General features: G+C 60.1%; 17 protein-coding genes and 1 tRNA gene. 7 read left to right on the plus strand and 11 right to left on the minus strand.

What is annotated here, in order from left to right; translation table 11 throughout:
• Positions 1-297: 297 nt before the first annotated feature.
• From HX823_RS07275 to HX823_RS07305, 7 genes are all read right to left on the minus strand, one after another.
• Positions 298-519 carry an AlpA family transcriptional regulator gene (locus tag HX823_RS07275; RefSeq protein ID WP_177074532.1) on the minus strand — a complete coding sequence of 74 codons (222 nt, stop codon included), beginning with the start codon at positions 517-519 and terminating at the stop codon, positions 298-300.
• Positions 520-652: 133 nt separating this feature from the next.
• On the minus strand, positions 653-1,969 hold the full coding sequence (locus HX823_RS07280; protein WP_177074533.1) for a hypothetical protein: 1,317 nt from the start codon (positions 1,967-1,969) through the stop codon (positions 653-655).
• A gap of 48 nt (positions 1,970-2,017) precedes the next feature.
• Positions 2,018-3,223 (minus strand): integrase arm-type DNA-binding domain-containing protein, encoded by a 1,206-nt coding sequence (locus HX823_RS07285; RefSeq protein ID WP_177074534.1) that lies wholly within the window; start codon positions 3,221-3,223, stop codon positions 2,018-2,020.
• 209 nt (positions 3,224-3,432) lie between these two features.
• Positions 3,433-3,508: transfer RNA gene (locus HX823_RS07290), tRNA-Phe, on the minus strand.
• Positions 3,509-3,611: 103 nt separating this feature from the next.
• Positions 3,612-3,884: an oxidative damage protection protein gene (locus tag HX823_RS07295; RefSeq protein WP_010213895.1), complete on the minus strand. Its 273-nt coding sequence runs from the start codon at positions 3,882-3,884 to the stop codon at positions 3,612-3,614.
• A complete protein-coding gene (gene mutY, locus HX823_RS07300; RefSeq protein WP_038841646.1) occupies positions 3,881-4,948 on the minus strand; it encodes an A/G-specific adenine glycosylase in 1,068 nt (355 codons plus the stop codon). The genes HX823_RS07295 and mutY overlap by 4 nt, the downstream gene beginning before the upstream one ends.
• Positions 4,945-7,155 carry an AsmA family protein gene (locus HX823_RS07305; protein WP_177074535.1) on the minus strand — a complete coding sequence of 737 codons (2,211 nt, stop codon included), beginning with the start codon at positions 7,153-7,155 and terminating at the stop codon, positions 4,945-4,947. The genes mutY and HX823_RS07305 overlap by 4 nt, the downstream gene beginning before the upstream one ends.
• A 327-nt stretch (positions 7,156-7,482) precedes the next feature.
• On the opposite strand from HX823_RS07305, the gene HX823_RS07310 reads away from it, so the two are divergent.
• The 7 genes from HX823_RS07310 to HX823_RS07340 all read left to right on the plus strand — a co-directional run bounded on the left by HX823_RS07310 (position 7,483) and on the right by HX823_RS07340 (position 13,354).
• A complete protein-coding gene (locus HX823_RS07310; RefSeq protein WP_033896905.1) occupies positions 7,483-9,144 on the plus strand; it encodes an OFA family MFS transporter in 1,662 nt (553 codons plus the stop codon).
• A gap of 340 nt (positions 9,145-9,484) precedes the next feature.
• Positions 9,485-10,078 carry an imidazoleglycerol-phosphate dehydratase HisB gene (hisB, locus tag HX823_RS07315; protein WP_003218037.1) on the plus strand — a complete coding sequence of 198 codons (594 nt, stop codon included), beginning with the start codon at positions 9,485-9,487 and terminating at the stop codon, positions 10,076-10,078.
• Entirely contained in the window at positions 10,078-10,716 is a 639-nt protein-coding gene (gene hisH / locus HX823_RS07320) for an imidazole glycerol phosphate synthase subunit HisH (RefSeq protein ID WP_038841654.1), read from the plus strand. The genes hisB and hisH overlap by 1 nt, the downstream gene beginning before the upstream one ends.
• A complete protein-coding gene (locus HX823_RS07325) occupies positions 10,717-10,974 on the plus strand; it encodes a DUF2164 domain-containing protein (RefSeq protein WP_010213888.1) in 258 nt (85 codons plus the stop codon).
• 39 nt (positions 10,975-11,013) lie between these two features.
• Positions 11,014-11,751 carry a 1-(5-phosphoribosyl)-5-[(5-phosphoribosylamino)methylideneamino]imidazole-4-carboxamide isomerase gene (gene hisA, locus HX823_RS07330; protein WP_003187784.1) on the plus strand — a complete coding sequence of 246 codons (738 nt, stop codon included), beginning with the start codon at positions 11,014-11,016 and terminating at the stop codon, positions 11,749-11,751.
• Positions 11,752-11,760: 9 nt separating this feature from the next.
• Positions 11,761-12,531 carry an imidazole glycerol phosphate synthase subunit HisF gene (hisF, locus tag HX823_RS07335; protein ID WP_003171107.1) on the plus strand — a complete coding sequence of 257 codons (771 nt, stop codon included), beginning with the start codon at positions 11,761-11,763 and terminating at the stop codon, positions 12,529-12,531.
• 67 nt (positions 12,532-12,598) lie between these two features.
• Positions 12,599-13,354: an ABC transporter substrate-binding protein gene (locus HX823_RS07340; RefSeq protein WP_177074536.1), complete on the plus strand. Its 756-nt coding sequence runs from the start codon at positions 12,599-12,601 to the stop codon at positions 13,352-13,354.
• On the opposite strand, the gene HX823_RS07345 is transcribed toward HX823_RS07340, so the two are convergent.
• The 4 genes from HX823_RS07345 to HX823_RS07360 all read right to left on the minus strand — a co-directional run bounded on the left by HX823_RS07345 (position 13,307) and on the right by HX823_RS07360 (position 18,447).
• Complete coding sequence (locus tag HX823_RS07345) at positions 13,307-14,599, minus strand: Vps62-related protein (protein ID WP_177074537.1); 1,293 nt, start codon at positions 14,597-14,599, stop codon at positions 13,307-13,309. The genes HX823_RS07340 and HX823_RS07345 overlap by 48 nt on opposite strands.
• An 88-nt stretch (positions 14,600-14,687) precedes the next feature.
• Positions 14,688-16,277: a trypsin-like serine protease gene (locus tag HX823_RS07350; RefSeq protein ID WP_177074538.1), complete on the minus strand. Its 1,590-nt coding sequence runs from the start codon at positions 16,275-16,277 to the stop codon at positions 14,688-14,690.
• Positions 16,278-16,343: 66 nt separating this feature from the next.
• Positions 16,344-17,129, minus strand: a complete 786-nt coding sequence (locus HX823_RS07355) for a divergent polysaccharide deacetylase family protein (RefSeq protein ID WP_177074539.1) — start codon at positions 17,127-17,129, stop codon at positions 16,344-16,346.
• A 1-nt stretch (position 17,130) separates the two neighbouring features.
• Positions 17,131-18,447, minus strand: coding sequence for a S41 family peptidase (locus tag HX823_RS07360; protein ID WP_038841666.1), 1,317 nt, complete (start codon positions 18,445-18,447; stop codon positions 17,131-17,133).
• Between the last annotated feature and the right edge of the window lies 1 nt (position 18,448).

Raw genomic sequence — 18,448 nt, forward strand, 5'->3', positions numbered from 1 at the left:
TAGGTGGAGCTCCTTCTGCTGAGGAGCTGCCACGATCCTTCCTACGGGATTGGGTGGCAGCTGTGTGCAGGGTAGGAATACCGGGGCAAAAGGAACCCGGCAGGGCCGAAGCCCTCCCACACACAGCCGCCATAAAACGATATTTCAGGCATAAAAAAACGCCTGAGATAGAGTTCTGGGCGCTGGGCGCCTTTTGCTTACTCGGGTTCCTACACCCGGCCACTGAATTTGCAGTGACAGGCGAACTGTAGTCGTCCTGAGAAGGCTTGGCAAGCGTTGGGAGCCGTTGATAACGATTCATGCCGCTTCACCGCGACTCTCGGCAATGCGGGCATCCAGCCAGGCCAAAACCTCTGCCTCGATCCAGACAACGCACTTAGGGCCCAGGGTGACTTGCTTGGGGAATGTGCCGGCGGCAATTCGCCGATAGACCTCAGACGTCGAAAGACTGGACAGCTCTTTGACGTGGATGATTTTGATGAACTTGCGGGACGGGGCTTGATTGGTTGCGCTTGCCATCGTCTGCGCCTCCTAGGGCGGTTTGGGTAATCGACGATGGCAATGCTGGAGAGGATGGCGGTATGTCAGGAAGGGGTGTCATGGCGTCATGTCACCCTGACATGTAGTCATGTCGCTGTGTCTAAAGGCGAATTCATAGGTCTGGCAGGTCATCAGGTCTGATGATGGTTGCTAGTTCCTTCGCTTTGCGCGGTGGCTCGTTGGTCTTCTGATAGTCGACGCCTAATGCTTCGCATATCGCATACCCGATCTCCTTCTGAGTCGGCTGGCGCTTGTCTGGCGTGTAGCCCGCCCATTTTTCCATGGCTACAGATCGCAGAGCCTCAAGCCCTCTTGTGGAATATGGGAAGCTAATACCTGAAGAAGAACCATCTGCCTCCGGGTTGTTCGACTGCTGAAGTGATAGCAGTTGTTCGCTTTGCGCAGCGACAAGCTCCTTCAGATCCAATATTTCCGATTCATGTGCATGAGAAGTAGTGCCGGCTTGCTGCGAGCTTTCAAGGCCTGCCCTCAAGGGGGTCAAATCTGAGCCTAGCTCCGCCAATAAGCGACCATCTTCAAACTTGATGCAGTAGCTCAACCGATCGTTGAAATGATTGATCGAGATCTGCAGCTTTCCAAGGCGCTGAGCCAGCTCCGAGCCGTTGTATTCGGGGGGCTGCTCATCAGGCTGGTGGGGCTCAACGCTAGACCAGCCACCGCGTTCATCAACAATCTGGCCCATCCGTTCGATGTCAGATGGCCGGAACAGAACTTCATAGTCCTCCAGGTCGTTAATCCACCAGCGGCGTTTTGGCACGATCTCTTCGAGACCGTACCGATCGACATGAATTGCTGCCCCCAATAGGTGCAGCGGATCACCTTCCCCCTTCACCGCATTCATTACCTGACAGATGCCCAGCCCAAAGACTTTTCGATGCTCATGCTCCCCCTCTGCGGCGTATGTGAGCCCCCGAACAGCTCGGCAGTCCATGAAGGCATCGCACATTTCAAAGCCGACCATCGCCCAGAGCGTGTGCCACTCAACGTGATGACCGGATATGCGCTCCATCCAGTCGAGAGCTTGGTCTGCCGTAAGGTAATCCAAATGGCGATAGACCTCTTCCGGTTCGCCGAGCTGCAGTATTGCAGGCGCGGAGAGGGGAGCGTACGGCTGCGCCGGCGAGCTACCGCTCGGTTCATGGCTAACCTGCAACCCAAGCAATCCCAAAAGCTCTGCCCACTTTTTCACGTCTTGCTTGTAACTTTTGAAAAGCTCGCCGGCACTACCGCCTATCGCCTGGGCGACGGAGTCCAGGCCAACAGACTCAACTCGGCTGAGCATCAACGCCTCCAGCTCCCGTAGGGACGAGGAGGGTGGTGCATCTTCTTTAACGAATAGGCTCATTGTCGGATCTGCAAGGTGAGGATCTTCTGGAGAGGCGGGTGAAGAGCTATTGTCGTCGGTCATTTCATGTCTCCCTGGCCTAAGTCTCAATTTGTATAGGCCAGCCAATGTTTAGGCTCGCAGCTGAATACTCACTATGTCCGCGCTAGCGCATATGGCATCGATCGAGTCGGCCCATGCTTGCATCATCTCTCTACGTTGCGGCACGTAGGCGGCATGGTTGTAAGTCCCACGGATCTCATCGGTATCACCGTGAGCGAGTTGCCGTTCGATCCAGTCCTTGTTGTACCCGCGCCCGTTCAATTCGGTGCTGAGCAAGTGGCGGAATCCGTGGCCGGTCTGTCGCCCTTCGTAGCCCATCTGGCGCAAAGCCTTGTTGACTGTGTTTTCGCTCATGGGTCTTTCGGGATTGGCGCCAGCGAATACCAGTGAATAACGTCCTGTGATCTCTTGGAGTTGGCGCAGGATGGATACCGCTTGTCCGGGCAGAGGGACGATGTGAGGGCGCCGGGCCTTCATCCGCTCTTTCGGGATTGTCCAGGTGGCGTTGTCCAGATCGAACTCAGCCCATGGCGCTTGACGCAGTTCACCCGGACGAACAGCTGTTAGTACCAGAAGTTTGATCGCGTGGCGGGTAAGGGTGTGAATGTTCGCGGCTTCGCACTTGCTCAAAAGCTCGGGCAGCTCAGCGAAAGGGACGTGTGGATGGTGCCGAGCTGCCTTGGCTGGCGCTGCAACCACACTTAGATCGGTGGCAGGGTTCGCATCAACGACGCCCTTGGCCAGGCCATAGCGGAAGATCTGGTGAAGCCACTGGCGAATCTTGCCGGCGGCATTCAACGTGCCTCTAGCTTCGACCTTGCGAACAAGATCTACCAGTTCTGGTCGGGTAATGGATTTCAGAGCCCGTGATCCAATGCCGGGGATCAGATCATTCTCCAGATAAAGCTTGGCTTTGTAGGTGGTGCTTTCTGCCCAGCGCGGCGCGTTATAGGCGAACCACTCACGTGCGAGTGTCTCGAATGTGATCCCTTCGACCTTCTGCGCTTGCTTGGTGGCTTTCTTCTGCTCGCCGGGGTCAACGCCTTCAATCAGCATCTGACGGCTCTCATCGCGCATCTGGCGAGCTTTGAGCAGCGTTACAGCTGGGTACGTGCCGAGAGCCAGCATCTTCGCGCTACCGTTGAAGCGGTAGCGGTAGCGCCAGAGTTTTGAGCCCGTAGGGGTGACTTCAAGGCATAGACCGTTGGCATCGGTCAGGCGATAAAGCTTGTCCTTGGGCTTGGCGGTACGGATGGTGGTATCGGACAGTGGCAAAGCAGCCCCCTTGCAGGCCGCACCAGGCGGGCGTTCTGCCGGCGTGGTGTGAGTAGATTTTTAGACCGAACTGGATCTACTCACGAATCTACTCACATCCGTTTGGGCTTACAAGGGAACGGTGGGGAACCATAGAAAGCAAAAAGCCCGCACTAGGCGGGCTTCTTGTGTGCTTCCGGGTGTGCTTGGCATCACCTGGAAACGAAAGGTGGTGCCCAGAGACGGAATCGAACCGCCGACACGGGGATTTTCAATCCCCTGCTCTACCGACTGAGCTATCTGGGCAACGGGGCGCATTAAACGGGTTTTTCAGGGGGTCGTCAAGCAAGTTTTCAAAAAATATTTAATTATTACCGTCGCTTACGTGCAGACCCCGGTTTTTGATCAATTATTGAGCAGGCGGCACGTAGCCGTCGGCCTTGGCGTAATCTTCGCCGGAAAAGAACTTGTCCATTTCGCCCGCCAGGTATTTACGGTCTTCGGCGTTCATCATGTTCAGGCGTTTTTCGTTGATCAGCAGGGTCTGGTGTTTCAGCCAGTCGCCCCAGGCTTTGGCGGAGACGTGCTCGAAAATGTCCTGGCCCTTGGCGCCTGGATACGGAGGGCGTTCGAGGCCGGGCAATTCTTCTTTGTACTTGCGGCACATGATGGTGCGGGTCATGACGGAACTCCTGCATTCAATACGTCGGCCGCGCGCTTCAGCAGTTTTTTTACCGGGGCGGCAAGGCCCAGGCGCGGCGGGGTGGCGAGGTTATACCAGAGCCAGTCGGCCTCGGCCACGTGATGGGCGGTTTCCTCGACCTGGACCAGCCAGGGTTCGATGGCGAGTTGGAAGTGGCTGAAAGTGTGGACCAGCCCCGGCAGCGCCTGTTGATTGCCCAGCTCCAGCGCGTGCTGGTTGGCCAGGTGTTCCAGGTCTTGCAGGTCATCCAGCTCCGGCAAACTCCACAGGCCGCCCCACAGGCCCGTGGAAGGGCGACGGTAAAGCAGGATCGCGCCTTCGGCATTCGCCAGCAACGGCATCAACGTGCGCTTCTGTGGGATGGTCTTACGCGGTTTGGGGATCGGGTAGCGCGTTTCCAGGCCGAGCATGTGGGCTTCGCAGCCTTTTTCCAGCGGGCATAACAGGCAGCTGGGTTTGCTGCGGGTGCAGAGCGTCGCGCCCATGTCCATCATCGCCTGGGTGTAGGCGTTGACGCGATCATGGGGCGTGAAGCGTTCTGCGGTGGCCCACAGTTGCTTGGCCACCTTGGGCTCGCCTGGGTAGCCCTCTTGCGCGGTAAAGCGCGCCAGTACACGTTTGACGTTGCCGTCGAGGATCGGCGCACGCAGGCCCATGCTCAGGCTGGCGATTGCGCCGGCGGTGGACAAGCCGATGCCAGGCAGCTCGGTGAGCTTCTCGACATCCCTGGGAAACTCGCCGCCGTACTCGGCCACGACAATCTTCGCGGTTTTTTGCAGGTTGCGCGCCCGGGTGTAGTAACCCAGGCCGGTCCACAGGTGCAGCACTTCATCTTCCGGCGCGGCGGCCAGGGCTTCGACCGTCGGCAGCGAGGCCATGAAGCGGTCGAAGTAATTGAGCACGGTGCTCACCTGGGTCTGCTGCAACATGATCTCCGAGACCCACACCCGGTAAGGCGTGATGCCCTGTTGCCAGGGCAGGTCGTGGCGACCGTGGCGGTCGTACCAGTCCAGCACCGCCGTTGAAAACTGCTCGTTTCTCATCGTTTGAACAGGCCTTTCAAAGCATCTTTGAGCTGCGGATTAACCTTGTCGAGCTTCTCTTCCAGCTTTTCGTTCAGGCGGTTGCCGGCGGCCTTGATGGCGACCTGGCCGAGGCCGTCCTTGTCCAGGCGGCAGGCCTTGGCGCCCAGTTCCAGCGGGCCACGGCAGCGCAGTGGCACTTCGATGCCCTGGAAGTTCGAGCCCACCTGGCAGGCTGGGTCCGGGGTTTCGCGCTGGTCGCCTTCGACGATGATGCCGACGCGGTAGTCCATGCCCAGCACGCGCAGGTCGACGTCGCCGTTGCCGTTGACGGTCAGGCCTGGGATGCGCACTTTCAGGTCAGGGTTGCTGGCCACACCGTTACGGAAGGTCAGGTTGCCCTTCAACTCCTGGAACGGCGTGTCCTTGCCCTGCGGCGTGCTGTTCAAGGTCTTGCGGTTGAGCAGGGCAATACCGGTGCACAGTTGCTGTTCGAGGTTGGCGTTGAGCAACACACCGTTGTTGATCACAAAGCTGGCGGTGCCATTCAGGCTGTCGATCAGGGCTTTCTGGCTATTGCCGCGACCCGTGAGGTTGCTGTCGAGGGTGATCTGGCCCTTTACCGGCGGGTTTTGCCCCTGGGCTTGCAGGATGCGTTCGACCGGCACCTGCTTGATATGGCTTTGCAGCGCCAGCACCGGAATGTCCTGGCGCACGTCGAGCGTGCCGTTGGCCTGGAAGGTGCCGTTGTAGAGGCCGCCGCTCAAGGTGTCGAGCTTGAGCTGGCCATCGATGCCGGACGCCTTGAGCGCCGCATTCTGGATCGGCAGCTTGCTCAAGGTCAGTTGGCCGAAAGCCAGGTCGGCGTTTACATCCAGCGTGCGCAGGCGCGCCAGAGGCAGCAGTTTGTCGGTACTCCAGGCGCCTTTGGTCGGCGCGTCGGGCAGCGGCGTGGTGCCGCCGGCGGCCATGGCACCGGCTTCGCTGTTCTGCACTTCGGCCTGTCGGGCAGCGGCTGCGCCCTTGGCGGATTCAGACTTGGCCGGCAGGTAGTTGTCGGCGTTGAAGGTGTCGCCCTTGAGCTGGACGCGCAGGGATTGCTTGGCAAAGTCCTCTACGGCAAGGCGACCGGTGAACGTGCTGCCGTCGAGTTTCAGGTTCAGGTCTTCCAGGGCCAGGCTGGTCGGCGTGCCTTTGAGGCGGCTGACCAGTTCGACCTTGCTCAGGCTGCCCTCGGCCATCGGCGGCAACGGGTGGCCGATGCCATCGAGGAACTTGGCCAGGTCAAACTGGGCGATGGACAGCGCGCCGCTGAGTTGCGGGGTCTTGTCCAGGTCGTTGACCTTCAGCTCGCCCAAGGCGCGCAGTTGATTGGCCGACAACTTCATGTTGGTCCATTCGGCGATATTGGCCGCCTGGTCCACCAGCAATTGGCCCTGGGTGGAGAACGTCACGGTCTTGCCTTGCAGCGGCTCGCCCGTGGCTTCGCCGGTAATCTTCATGTCTTCAAGCTGATAGCGCTTGAGCGCACGCTGGATACGCAGGTTGCCGTTGAGCTCGGTCTTGACGCGCATCACCGGTTGGTTGCTGCCGAAGAAGGCGGTGAGTTTCACCGGAATGCTGGCACCTTCGTGCACGGCGCCGGCGCTCAGTTGGATGCTTTCGGCGCTGAACTGCTTGCCGGTCTGCTCGTCGTTGTATTCAACGCGGGCGTTGTTCACCGTCAGGCTGTCGATGTCCAGGCGGATGGGCTTCGAGGGTTTTTCCGGTTCGGTCTCGGCAGGTTGCTCGGTCGAGCCAGGGCTGCCGACGGTCGCCTCGGTGACGTTCTTGCCGATGTCTTCCCAGTTGCCGTGGCCTTGCTTGTCACGGTTGAGGCGCAGGTTCAGGCCTTCGACGCGTACATCGCTCATCTGCACTTCGCGGCGCAGCAGCGGCAACACGCGTACGGAGAGACCGAGCATCTGCAGGTCGGCGAAAGGCTGGGTCGGCGCAGTCAGGGTCGCCACGCTGGCTTCGTGCAGTTCCAGGCCAAGCCAGGGGAACAGGCTCCAGCCGATATCGCCATTGAGCGTCAGCTCGATGTGGGCCTTGTCGCGGGCAATCTGGCGAATCTCGTCTTTATAGTCGTTGGGATCGAAGAGATGGGTCAGGGCAAAGCCTAGAGCCACAATGATCAGCAACAGCCCGAGAAGTACCAGACCCAGGATTTTGCCGAACGCTTTCATGGGCGAGTCCTTGTATGTCGATTTCAAAATTTAGCCGCAGAGTATAACGCCCGACGGCCTGCGTCAGTGCCCCCGATCGTTACATTGTATCCAGGGGGGGTGAAACGGGTTTTTGGCGTCAAACAAAACAGATTTCCTGAAAAAGGTGATATCAGTTTGGTTTTTCTGTCATCCACAGGTGCTAATCTGCGCAGGTTCGTCTGCCTTCTGCGACATAGCGTCGCGCTTAAATGGAGCTTTACTCAACAACAACGGCCAACGCTTTGCGTGCAAGGCCGAGGGAGAGAGCGCCTGACGGACACATACTAACAACTGGGGGAAACACCAATGAGCACTAGCACTGCGGCGGGTTCAACTGCCGCACAGCCTGCGTTCCTGTCCAAGGAACGCATTATCGCCAAGCCCGGCTTCAACCGCTGGCTGGTTCCACCGGCCGCCTTGGCCATCCACCTGTGCATCGGCATGGCCTACGGGTTCTCGGTGTTCTGGCTGCCATTGTCCAAGGCGCTGGGTATCACCAAGCCGGTCGCCTGCGCGCCGGACATGAGCTTTATCAGCCAAGTCTTCTCGTCCCAATGCGACTGGCCCATCTCCATGCTGGGCTGGATCTACACCCTGTTCTTCATCTTCCTGGGCTGCTCGGCAGCGATCTGGGGTGGCTGGCTGGAACACGCCGGGCCACGTAAGGCTGGCGTTGTATCGGCATTGTGCTGGTGCGGTGGCCTGCTGATCTCGGCGTTGGGGATCTATACCCACCAGATCTGGCTGATGTGGATCGGCTCCGGGGTCATCGGCGGTATCGGCCTGGGCCTGGGCTATATCTCGCCCGTGTCGACCCTGATCAAGTGGTTTCCGGACAAGCGTGGCATGGCCACCGGCATGGCGATCATGGGCTTCGGCGGCGGCGCGATGGTGGGTGCTCCGTTGGCAGCAGCACTGATGGGCCACTTCGCCACCCCAGACAGCGTGGGCGTGTGGCAGAGCTTCCTGGTGATGGCTGCGATCTACTTCGTGTTCATGATCGGTGGCGCCTTGTCCTACCGCGTTCCGCCGACCGGCTGGAAGCCTGAGGGCTGGACCGCGCCGGCGAAAAAAGCCAGCAACGCGATGATCACTCACCGTCACGTACACGTGAACGTAGCGTGGAAAACCCCGCAGTTCCGCCTGGTCTGGCTGGTGCTGTGCCTGAACGTATCCGCCGGTATCGGCATCCTCGGCATGGCTTCGCCACTGCTGCAGGAAGTGTTCGGCGGCAAGCTGCTGGGTGTGGATGTACCGTTCGGTCAACTGGATGCGGGCCAATTGGCTTCCATCGCGGCCATCGCGGCAGGTTTCACCGGTCTGTTGAGCCTGTTCAACATCGGTGGCCGGTTCTTCTGGGCGTCGTTTTCCGACTACTTGGGCCGTAAAAACACCTACTTCGTGTTCTTCGCCCTGGGCTTTGCCCTGTACGCGCTGATCCCGAACCTGGGTCACCTGGGCAACGTGGCGCTGTTCGTGGCCGCGTTCTGCATCATCCTGTCGATGTACGGCGGTGGTTTTGCGACCGTTCCGGCCTACCTGGCCGACCTGTTCGGTACACAGATGGTCGGTGCGATCCACGGTCGCCTGCTGACAGCCTGGGCTGCGGCGGGTGTGCTGGGCCCGGTACTGGTGAACTACCTGCGTGAGTATCAACTGAGCATCGGCGTAGAGCGCGCCGCTGCCTATGACATCACCTTGTACATCCTCGCCGGCCTGCTGGTGCTGGGTTTCATCTGCAACCTGCTGGTGCGCCCGGTGGCCGACAAGTACTTCATGACCGACGCCGAACTGGCCGCCGAACAGGCGCTGGGCCACGACAAAGGCGCGGACGCGACCACTTCCCTGGAGTGGAAAGCCGCCCCTGGCACCGTGCCGTTGGCGATTGCCGCGTGGCTGGTGGTAGGTATTCCGTTGGCGTGGGGTGTGTGGGTGACCCTGCAGAAGACGGCGGTATTGTTCCACTAACACCGAACGCCCTTACGGGACTGTTGTGGTGAGTGAGCTTGTGTGGTGAGCGGGCTTGCCCCGCGCTGGGTGGCGAAGCCGCCCCTTCTGAAACCACTGCGCTTTTTCAGATAAAGCGCAGTGGCTGCTTTTGGGGCTGCTGCGCAGCCCAGCGCGGGTGCAAGCCCGCTCACCACAACAAGCAAGCCCTCAGACAGGGGGGCGTTCACATGTATGCACATGTCTATCCCCGACATTCCTCGCTTCAACTCGTCAGTCTTATCCCCTCCGATGTTTCTGTTTAGCGCCCGCGCCCCTATAATGGCTGCCTTTTTCGCCCAATGATTTTGCGGAGCTGGTGATGGCCGAACGTAAGGCGTCCGTCGAGCGCGACACTCTGGAAACCCAGATCAAAGCCTCGATCAACCTGGATGGCACCGGAAAGGCCCGATTTGATATCGGTGTACCTTTTCTTGAGCACATGCTGGACCAGATCGCCCGTCACGGGCTGATCGACCTGGATATCGTCAGCAAGGGCGACCTGCACATCGACGACCACCACACGGTGGAAGACGTGGGCATCACCCTCGGCCAGGCTTTTGCCAAGGCCATCGGCGACAAAAAAGGCATCCGTCGCTACGGCCACGCCTATGTCCCGCTGGACGAAGCGCTGTCGCGCGTAGTCATCGACTTCTCGGGCCGCCCAGGCCTGCAGATGCACGTGCCCTATACCCGCGCCACTGTGGGCGGCTTCGATGTCGACCTGTTCCAGGAATTCTTCCAGGGGTTTGTCAACCACGCACTTGTCAGCCTGCACATCGACAACCTGCGCGGCACCAACACCCACCACCAGATCGAAACCGTGTTCAAGGCCTTTGGCCGCGCGCTGCGCATGGCCGTCGAGCTGGATGACCGCATGGCCGGGCAAATGCCCTCGACCAAGGGCGTCCTGTAATGCAGACGGTCGCGGTTATCGATTACGGCATGGGTAACCTGCACTCGGTGGCCAAGGCCCTCGAACACGTAGGGGCCGGCAAGGTGCTGATCACCAGCGATGCCAACGTGATTCGCGAAGCCGACCGGGTGGTGTTTCCCGGCGTCGGCGCGATTCGTGATTGCATGGCCGAGATCCGCCGCCTGGGCTTTGACAGCCTGGTGCGCGAAGTCAGCCAGGACCGTCCGTTCCTCGGTATCTGCGTGGGCATGCAGGCCTTGCTCGACCGCAGTGAAGAGAACGACGGCGTCGACTGCATCGGCCTGTTCCCAGGCCAGGTGAAGTTCTTCGGCAAGGACCTGCATGAAGACGGCGCCCACTTGAAAGTGCCGCACATGGGCTGGAACGAAGTCAGCCAGACCGTCGACCACCCACTGTGGCACGACATTCCGGACCTGGCGCGTTTCTACTTCGTGCACAGCTACTACATCGCCGCCGGTCAACCCGGCCAGGTGGTGGGTGGCGGGCATTACGGCGTCGATTTCGCCGCCGCGCTGGCCGAGGGTTCGCGCTTTGCCGTGCAGTTCCACCCGGAGAAGAGCCATACCCATGGCCTGCAATTGCTGCAGAACTTCGCCGCCTGGGATGGGCGCTGGTAAATGGCCAGGAAGCCGAAGCAGCCGATCTTGAACCTCACGCCCGAACAGGAGAGTGAGGCTACCCTCAAGATCAAGCGCTTCATGGAGGACCGCTTCGAGCTCAAATTGGGCTCATTCGAGGTTGCCGAGATTCTTGAGTTGTTCACCACCGAAGTGGCTCCGCATTATTACAACAGGGCGATTTTCGATACGCAGACGCTCCTTAAAGAAAGGTTCGAAAGCATCGAAAGCGACCTGTGGTCGCTTGAGAAACCCTGATTTCCCAAGCATTGCTGAATATCGAATAAGGTTTGCCAGATGCTGATTATCCCCGCTATCGATCTCAAGGACGGCGCCTGCGTCCGTCTTCGCCAAGGCCGCATGGAAGACTCCACCGTGTTCTCCGATGATCCGGTGAGCATGGCTGCCAAATGGGTGGAAGGGGGCTGCCGTCGTCTGCATCTGGTGGACTTGAACGGCGCCTTCGAAGGCCAGCCGGTCAACGGCGAAGTGGTGACTGCCATTGCCAAGCGCTACCCGAACCTGCCGATCCAGATCGGCGGCGGTATCCGCTCCCTGGAAACCATCGAGCATTACGTCAAGGCGGGCGTGAGCTACGTGATCATCGGCACCAAGGCTGTGAAAGACCCGGCGTTTGTTGCCGAAGCCTGCCGCGCGTTCCCTGGCAAAGTGATCGTTGGCCTGGACGCCAAGGACGGTTTCGTCGCCACCGACGGCTGGGCTGAAATCAGCACCGTGCAGGTGATCGACCTGGCCAAGCAGTTCGAAGCCGACGGCGTCTCCGCCATCGTTTATACCGACATCGCCAAAGACGGCATGATGCAGGGCTGCAACGTACCGTTCACCGCCGCGCTGGCTGCGGCGACCAAGATCCCGGTGATCGCTTCGGGTGGTATCCACAACCTGGGTGACATCAAGTCGCTGCTGGACGCCAAGGCGCCCGGCATCATCGGCGCCATTACCGGTCGCGCGATCTACGAAGGTACTTTGGACGTCGCCGAAGCCCAGGCTTACTGCGACGCCTACAACGGCTGAGGACTGACCATGGCGCTGGCCAAACGCATCATCCCTTGCCTGGACGTCGACAACGGTCGCGTGGTCAAGGGCGTCAAGTTCGAGAACATCCGTGACGCCGGCGACCCGGTGGAAATCGCCCGTCGCTACGATGAGCAAGGTGCCGACGAGATCACCTTTCTCGACATCACCGCCAGCGTCGACGGCCGCGACACTACGTTGCATACCGTGGAGCGCATGGCGAGCCAGGTGTTCATCCCGCTGACCGTGGGCGGCGGCGTGCGCACCGTGCAAGACATCCGCAACCTGCTCAATGCCGGCGCGGACAAGGTCTCGATCAACACCGCCGCCGTGTTCAACCCGGAGTTTGTCGGTGAAGCCGCGCAGCACTTCGGCTCGCAATGCATTGTGGTTGCCATCGACGCCAAGAAAGTCTCGGGCCCGGGCGAAACCCCGCGCTGGGAGATCTTCACCCATGGCGGGCGCAAGCCGACCGGCCTGGACGCAGTGGAGTGGGCAATGAAGATGGAAGGCCTGGGCGCGGGTGAAATCCTGCTGACCAGCATGGACCAGGACGGCATGAAAAACGGCTTCGACCTGGGCGTGACGCGTGCCATCAGTGATGCGCTGGGTATTCCGGTGATCGCTTCCGGCGGCGTCGGCAACCTGCAACACTTGGCCGACGGTGTCATCGAAGGCCACGCCAGTGCAGTGCTGGCGGCGAGTATTTTCCACTTTGGCGAATACACCGTTCCCGAGGCAAAAGCCTATATGGCGGCGCGCGGTATCGTCGTTCGCTGAATGCTGCTGGACACCATGGCAAGTGCGCGGCACTCTCTGCGCTTGCCATGGATTCCGGTAGCCCTTCATGTTCAAACATCTTCTGCTTGCCCTCGCCAGTACCTCCATCCTTTTGGCAGGCCCGGCCCACGCCGAGGAGCCGTCTGACACCGCCCTGGTGTTGCTGACGGAAAACTTCCCGCCCTACAACATGGCGAAAAACGGCAAGAACTTCGCCAAGGAAGACAACATCGAAGGCATCGCCGTGGACATCGTGCGCGAAACCTTCAAGCGCGCTGGCATTTCCTACAACCTCACCCTGCGTTTTCCTTGGGAGCGCATCTACAAACTCGCCCTGGAAAAGCCCGGTTACGGCGTGTTCGTGATGGCCCGCCTGCCGGACCGTGAAGCCCTGTTCAAATGGGTCGGCCCTATCGGTCCGGACGATTGGGTATTGCTGGCCAAGGCTGACAGTAAGATCCAACTGACGGACCTTGAGCACGCACGGCGCTACAAGATCGGCGCGTATAAAGGCGATGCCATCGCCGAGACCCTCGAGAAGCAGGGACTCAATCCGGTCGTTGCGCTGCGTGACCAGGACAACGCGCAAAAGCTGATGGATGGCCAGATCGACCTGTGGGCCACCGGCGATCCGGCGGGCCGTTATCTGGCCCGCCAGGTCGGCGTGACTCAACTCAAAACCGTCTTGCGTTTCAACAGCGCCCAGTTGTATCTGGCGTTGAACAAAGACGTGCCGGATGAGGTGGTCGGCAGGCTTCAGGCGGCACTCGATCAGTTACGGGGTGAGGGTGTCGTCGAACAGATCGTAGCTCGTTACCTCTAGCTCAGGCTGGGCTTGAGGGGGACTCAAGCGTTCAACTGTCTCTTCGGGTTGTGGCTCGGTCTCTTGGGATTCGCTCAGGTAAACGTGATCGCCATTGGTATAGCTGATCGTGCCCGACACTTGGCTGCCGTCCTGGCGCAGCAGGCGGTATTCACTGTGCAGAAGGTAGGCCGCGACGGCTTTGTTCGGCGCAATGTAGGTGATGATTTCCAGTGGCGACGGTTGGCTCCAGCCTTTTGCCGAGCGTTGCGTATGGGTGAACTCGCGGTCCAGATGCGCCGAGAAGGCCGGATCAAAGGCGGGTGCGTACACGGGCCACTCTCGGCTCAGGTCGACGTTTGTATTGAATGCCAAGGCCTTCGCATTGCCTCCCAGCTCGCCTTTGGTGGCGGTCCACATGAATGGCTGGCTGGTTGCTTCAGTGTTGTGCCCGAAGCCTGCGAGCATGTGGCGATCGGTGCGCTCCAGCCGGTAAACCGGTGACGACTGAAACTGTTCGACTGCTGTCAATTCCGGGTCTTTTACACAGAACCATGGAATCTCGCATACCTGGAGAGTCGGCGTGGTTTCTTCAAGGGTAGGGCTTTCAGTGCCGAAGAGAACGGGTGTTGGCGGCAGGTCGTTGAGCTGCGCGGTCAGTGCCAGGCGTAGCGAATAGGTTGCAAGGCCTGGCCTGGCATAGCTGTTATTGGCGACGAACGTGCCGGGAGCCAAGTAGATTTCTCCAGCCGATGCATCGGGAGGCATGATCGACCATGTGCTCAAATCGCTGGCGGAACCGCTGCCTTTGTCATTCCAGATCCGTTCGCCCACTTTGGACGCCACCACCAGATCTTCGCGTACACAGCGCACGGCATGGCGCGAGGGTTTGTCGTAGTTCACGCCGTACACAAGCCCCATCGCCACATAGCCCTGTGGTGGTATGGGGCGCCAGATAGATGCGTTGCTGAGTGCACCGGTGCCTTCGTCGTGCCACACCAATTGGTAATCCACTGGCGGGCGCAGCGCTGTGCCATCGACTTTGTTGGCGTCGCTGACCACGGCGACGACGTTGCTTTGATTGATGTTGCGATAGTGATTGACCGCAATGTCGCCCAAGGAAAAAAACGGGTTCAGTGCGTCGGACGCTGTGCTGGGGCGCCACAAGCCGATGGCGTTGTGCGCACCTGATCCCTTGTCGTTCCACAGGGGCAGGAATTCGCTGGTGAAGCTGATGAGCAGGTCATTGAATTGCAGGAGGGGCATGGAAGAACTCTCCAGTTGATAGGAGAGCTCACTATCGGCCAGGCCCCTTATTGGCGAGTGGTAGCTATGTAGGGTTGTGCATGATCGCTCAGCGCGGTTTGAGCAGATCGACACGCAGGGGAGAAGGTTGGTCAGCCTGATCGAATGCGTAGGTGCAGATCTTGATCGGCGTGTCCCTGACGCTGATCAGTTGGGCGAATCTTTTTTGTGGTTTGCCCGCAGGGTCATTGAGTGGGTACACCAGGTCGATCGGCGGGTCTTCATCGTCCCCATCGAGCGCGGGCTTCCCAGGAATCGGCAAGTAGTTGGAGGCGCTTGCGCAGTCAGTGGTAGCTACCGGCCCATATTTATAGGTGTAGCGACGCATGAACGGCGGGTCAAGGCCCCAGATGACCGTGTAGGCCAACGATCCCAGCTTGTCGAGCGCGATGGTAACGCTGGGCGTGCGCGCCGGGCCGGGTTCGGCCAGTTCAACGGCCAGGCTCAAGGCATTTCTCATCATGTTGTTGGTGACGGTCTGTTCGGCAGATGTCACCCCGACGATACACAGCATGTGCAGGCCGGTCTGTGCGTCAATGGCATCGTTGATCCGGGCGTTGTCCGCCTTGATCGGCGAGCTGTAGTGCACAGGGTTTTCGCAGTCGATAGCCCGCCGAGTGGTCTTGTAGCGGTAGAACGGGGTGTTGGTGGAGAATGTCAGGTTCCAGCGCGGCACGATGTCATTGCCTTTGCCGTCAGGTTGACGAGTGAAGTATTGCTGGATCGGCTCGGGGTTGATGAAGGTGATGGAGGCGCTCGGGAAGAGGTCGCATTGCTGGCTGTCGGCCTGCAACACGCCTTTTACAAAACATCGATTGAGAAAGGTGACCGGGCTGCCGTAGTTGGTTTCGGGGTGCCAGGTGGGCTGGCCGTCGATCAGTTCACAGGGAGCGTCACGTTGACACTTGCGCTCTTGCGGTTGGCCGTGGGTGCTGGTGCTCAGAATGCCGAACAGCGTGTTGCTTTGCCGGTCCAGCAAAGCGCCTCCAAAGCTGCCGCGTTCGGTGCCATTGCACTGGTTCTTCATGGTTTCGCGCCAGATGAAGGGTTGCTCCACCAGTTCTCGGGAAGCTTGCTGCACACAGGCCGACACGTGCAGGGTGTTCCACTCCGGCGCCATCAAGGTGAGGATGTCGGTGCCGTCGGCCGGCACCACGTCAGCCAGCTTCAATGGGTGAATGCCGGCCTTGATCATGTCGGTCAGCGAACTGTGCAATTCGATCACTGCCAGGTCGACACCTTGATTGCTGCTCCATTTGAGCGTTTTCAGTGGGTAGGTTTTGAAGGTATCGAGGGTGTCGTCGAAGTAGTTGAAGTTGATGCTGCCCTTGATCGGCAGGTCTTTTTGCGTTGAGCCGCTCAGGTGATGCAGGCAATGGCTGCTGGTGAGGACATAGGCTGGGCCCGATCTGCCGTTTTCATCGCGGGTGTCCAGCAGGCTGGCGGTGCAAAGCGACTGGTCGTCGTTTCTGATCCGACCAACGCCATTCCAGTGGTCGTGTTCGTGGTGGGCATTGGTCAGCATGCGCGCGGGGCTGGCGTTGGTTAAACCTTCGCCAAAATCCTTGTGCGCGGCGTTGATCGCTCCCGAGAGACTGCTGAGCAGCAGCCCGGAAATACAAAGGGTGGTGATGTTCACGGAGTGCCCTGTCAAAGTGAGGTTGAAGGCTCACTATTGAGGACCGAGAGGTGAACCCGGCTGTACTTATCTAGCGGCCGGGCGATAGGTGCCGTTTTTACCGTGTGCCGCCATCGCCTGGTTGCTGCGCACGCTGATCATCAACTTGATATCGATCCAATCGACACCTTGAGCCTTGAGCTTGGGCAGTTCGCGCTCCAGCACCGCCAACGTCTGCGGATACGGGTGGCCGATCATCACCGCTGAACCCTGCTTGTGGGCCAACTTGATCGCGGTTTGCAACTGCGTGGTGATTGCCGCTTCAGTGCGCTCGTCATCCAGGAATACATCCCGTGAAACATGGGCCAGGCCAATCTTCTGGGCCTCGGCCGCCGCCACGGTTTGCGCGCTGGTGCGGCTGTCGACAAAGAACTTGTTGCGCCGTTGCAGCTCAGCCATCAACCAGGCCATGGCGGCGGGTTGTGCAGTCATGCGGCTGCCCATGTGGTTGTTGATGCCGGCGGTGTAGGGCACCGCCTTGAAGGCGGCGTCCAGGCGCTTACCGAGTTCTTCGATGGGCCGCTCGGGGTGCCAGGCGAACGGACCGGTGGCCGGGTCCATGGGCATGTGCAGGATCACGATCTTGCCGGCCTTATGCGCCTCGCGGGCGAATTCGGCGGCGTGGGGCGTGTCGGGCATGATTGCCGTGGTCACCGGCCCAGGCAGGGCCAGCACACGCCGATCCCTGGGCAGGTTTTGCCCGAGGTCGTCGATGATGAGGGACAGGTAGGCTTTGGATGGCTCGCTGGCCGGGGTCGCGTGGGCGACTCCAGCCAGGCTGCACAGCACAGCGATGATCAGGGCAAAACGCATATCAACGGCTGCGCGTGATGCTCAGGCCCTTGAGCAGGCTCAGCGCCTGGGCCAACTGGTAATCGTCGTCCTGCGGCATCGGCTTGGCTTTCTTGCTGCTGCCGGTCGGCTGGTCGGCGCCGCCGTTGCCATTGCCCAGGTGACCCTGCAGGTCGGCCTCTTTGTAATACTCGCTGTCGATCTCGTTGGTGATCTTGGCCTTGCGCACCTCGATGTCCGGCACAATGCCCTGGGCCTGGATCGAACGGCCATTCGGCGTGTAGTACAACGCGGTGGTGATCTTCAGCGCACGCTCGTTGTTCAGCGGCAGCACGGTTTGCACCGAGCCTTTGCCAAAGCTGGTGGTGCCCATCAATACACCGCGTTTCTGGTCTTGCAGGGCGCCGGCGACGATTTCCGAGGCCGAGGCGCTGCCGCCGTTGATCAGCACGGCCAGGGGCACGTTTTCGCTGAGGTCGTTGCCGGTGGCCGAGAAGCGCAGCTCGGAGTTGGCGATACGGCCCTTGGTGTACACGATCAGGCCCTTGGTGATGAAGTGGTCGACCACTTCCACCGCCGACTGCAGCACGCCGCCTGGGTTGTTACGCAGGTCGAGCACGATACCGTTGAGCTTCTTGCCATTGTCCTTGCGCAGCTTGGCCAGGGCCTTGGCCACTTCGTCACCGGTCTTGACCTGGAACTGGGTGATGCGGATGTAACCGTAGCCCGACTCCAGCAGCTGGCTCTTCACGCTCTTGACCACGATGGTCGCGCGGGTCAGCGTCACGTCGAACGGGTTGCCGCCGTCGCGTACCAGGGTCAGGGTGATTTTCTGGCCGATCTTGCCGCGCATCTTGTCGACGGCTTCGGTCATGGTCTGGCCACGGGTCGGCTGGCCGTTGATCTTCACGATGAAGTCGCCGGCCTGGATGCCGGCCTTGGACGCCGGGGTGTCATCGATCGGCGAGACCACCTTGACGTTGCCGTCTTCGGAGCCGACTTCAATGCCCAGCCCGCCGAATTCACCGCTGGTGCTTTCCTGCAACTCGGCGAAATCTTCCGGGCCCAGGTAGGCGGAGTGCGGGTCGAGGTTGCTGAGCATGCCCTTGATGGCGTTTTCCAGCAGGGTCTTGTCATCTACGGGTTCGACATAGGCGGCTTTGATCCGGTCCATGACCTCGGCAAAGGTGCGCAGCTCGTCCAGCGGCAACGGCGCCTTGGTGGTCGCGGCCGAGGCAGCAGGTGCCGCCGGAGCGGCCTGGTCGGCAAATGCCAGAGGCGCGCCGATCACCAGGGCGATCGTCAGGGCCAGCGAAGTGAGGCGGGACAAATGCAGCATG

It is taken from the genome of Pseudomonas sp. P7759 (assembly GCF_013386445.1).
Lineage (GTDB): Bacteria > Pseudomonadota > Gammaproteobacteria > Pseudomonadales > Pseudomonadaceae > Aquipseudomonas > Aquipseudomonas azotoformans_A.

What these genes read in the sequence shown, in the direction of transcription:
- hisA (WP_003187784.1), top strand. Translation starts at nt 11,014, where the DNA reads ATGCTGATTATCCCCGCTATCGATCTCAAGGACGGCGCCTGCGTCCGT.
- hisF (WP_003171107.1), top strand. Translation starts at nt 11,761, where the DNA reads ATGGCGCTGGCCAAACGCATCATCCCTTGCCTGGACGTCGACAACGGT.
- HX823_RS07305 (WP_177074535.1), bottom strand. Translation starts at nt 7,155, where the DNA reads ATGAAAGCGTTCGGCAAAATCCTGGGTCTGGTACTTCTCGGGCTGTTG.
- HX823_RS07310 (WP_033896905.1), top strand. Translation starts at nt 7,483, where the DNA reads ATGAGCACTAGCACTGCGGCGGGTTCAACTGCCGCACAGCCTGCGTTC.
- HX823_RS07280 (WP_177074533.1), bottom strand. Translation starts at nt 1,969, where the DNA reads ATGACCGACGACAATAGCTCTTCACCCGCCTCTCCAGAAGATCCTCAC.
- HX823_RS07325 (WP_010213888.1), top strand. Translation starts at nt 10,717, where the DNA reads ATGGCCAGGAAGCCGAAGCAGCCGATCTTGAACCTCACGCCCGAACAG.
- HX823_RS07355 (WP_177074539.1), bottom strand. Translation starts at nt 17,129, where the DNA reads ATGCGTTTTGCCCTGATCATCGCTGTGCTGTGCAGCCTGGCTGGAGTC.
- HX823_RS07275 (WP_177074532.1), bottom strand. Translation starts at nt 519, where the DNA reads ATGGCAAGCGCAACCAATCAAGCCCCGTCCCGCAAGTTCATCAAAATC.
- mutY (WP_038841646.1), bottom strand. Translation starts at nt 4,948, where the DNA reads ATGAGAAACGAGCAGTTTTCAACGGCGGTGCTGGACTGGTACGACCGC.
- HX823_RS07295 (WP_010213895.1), bottom strand. Translation starts at nt 3,884, where the DNA reads ATGACCCGCACCATCATGTGCCGCAAGTACAAAGAAGAATTGCCCGGC.
- hisB (WP_003218037.1), top strand. Translation starts at nt 9,485, where the DNA reads ATGGCCGAACGTAAGGCGTCCGTCGAGCGCGACACTCTGGAAACCCAG.
- HX823_RS07345 (WP_177074537.1), bottom strand. Translation starts at nt 14,599, where the DNA reads ATGCCCCTCCTGCAATTCAATGACCTGCTCATCAGCTTCACCAGCGAA.
- HX823_RS07360 (WP_038841666.1), bottom strand. Translation starts at nt 18,447, where the DNA reads ATGCTGCATTTGTCCCGCCTCACTTCGCTGGCCCTGACGATCGCCCTG.
- HX823_RS07340 (WP_177074536.1), top strand. Translation starts at nt 12,599, where the DNA reads ATGTTCAAACATCTTCTGCTTGCCCTCGCCAGTACCTCCATCCTTTTG.
- hisH (WP_038841654.1), top strand. Translation starts at nt 10,078, where the DNA reads ATGCAGACGGTCGCGGTTATCGATTACGGCATGGGTAACCTGCACTCG.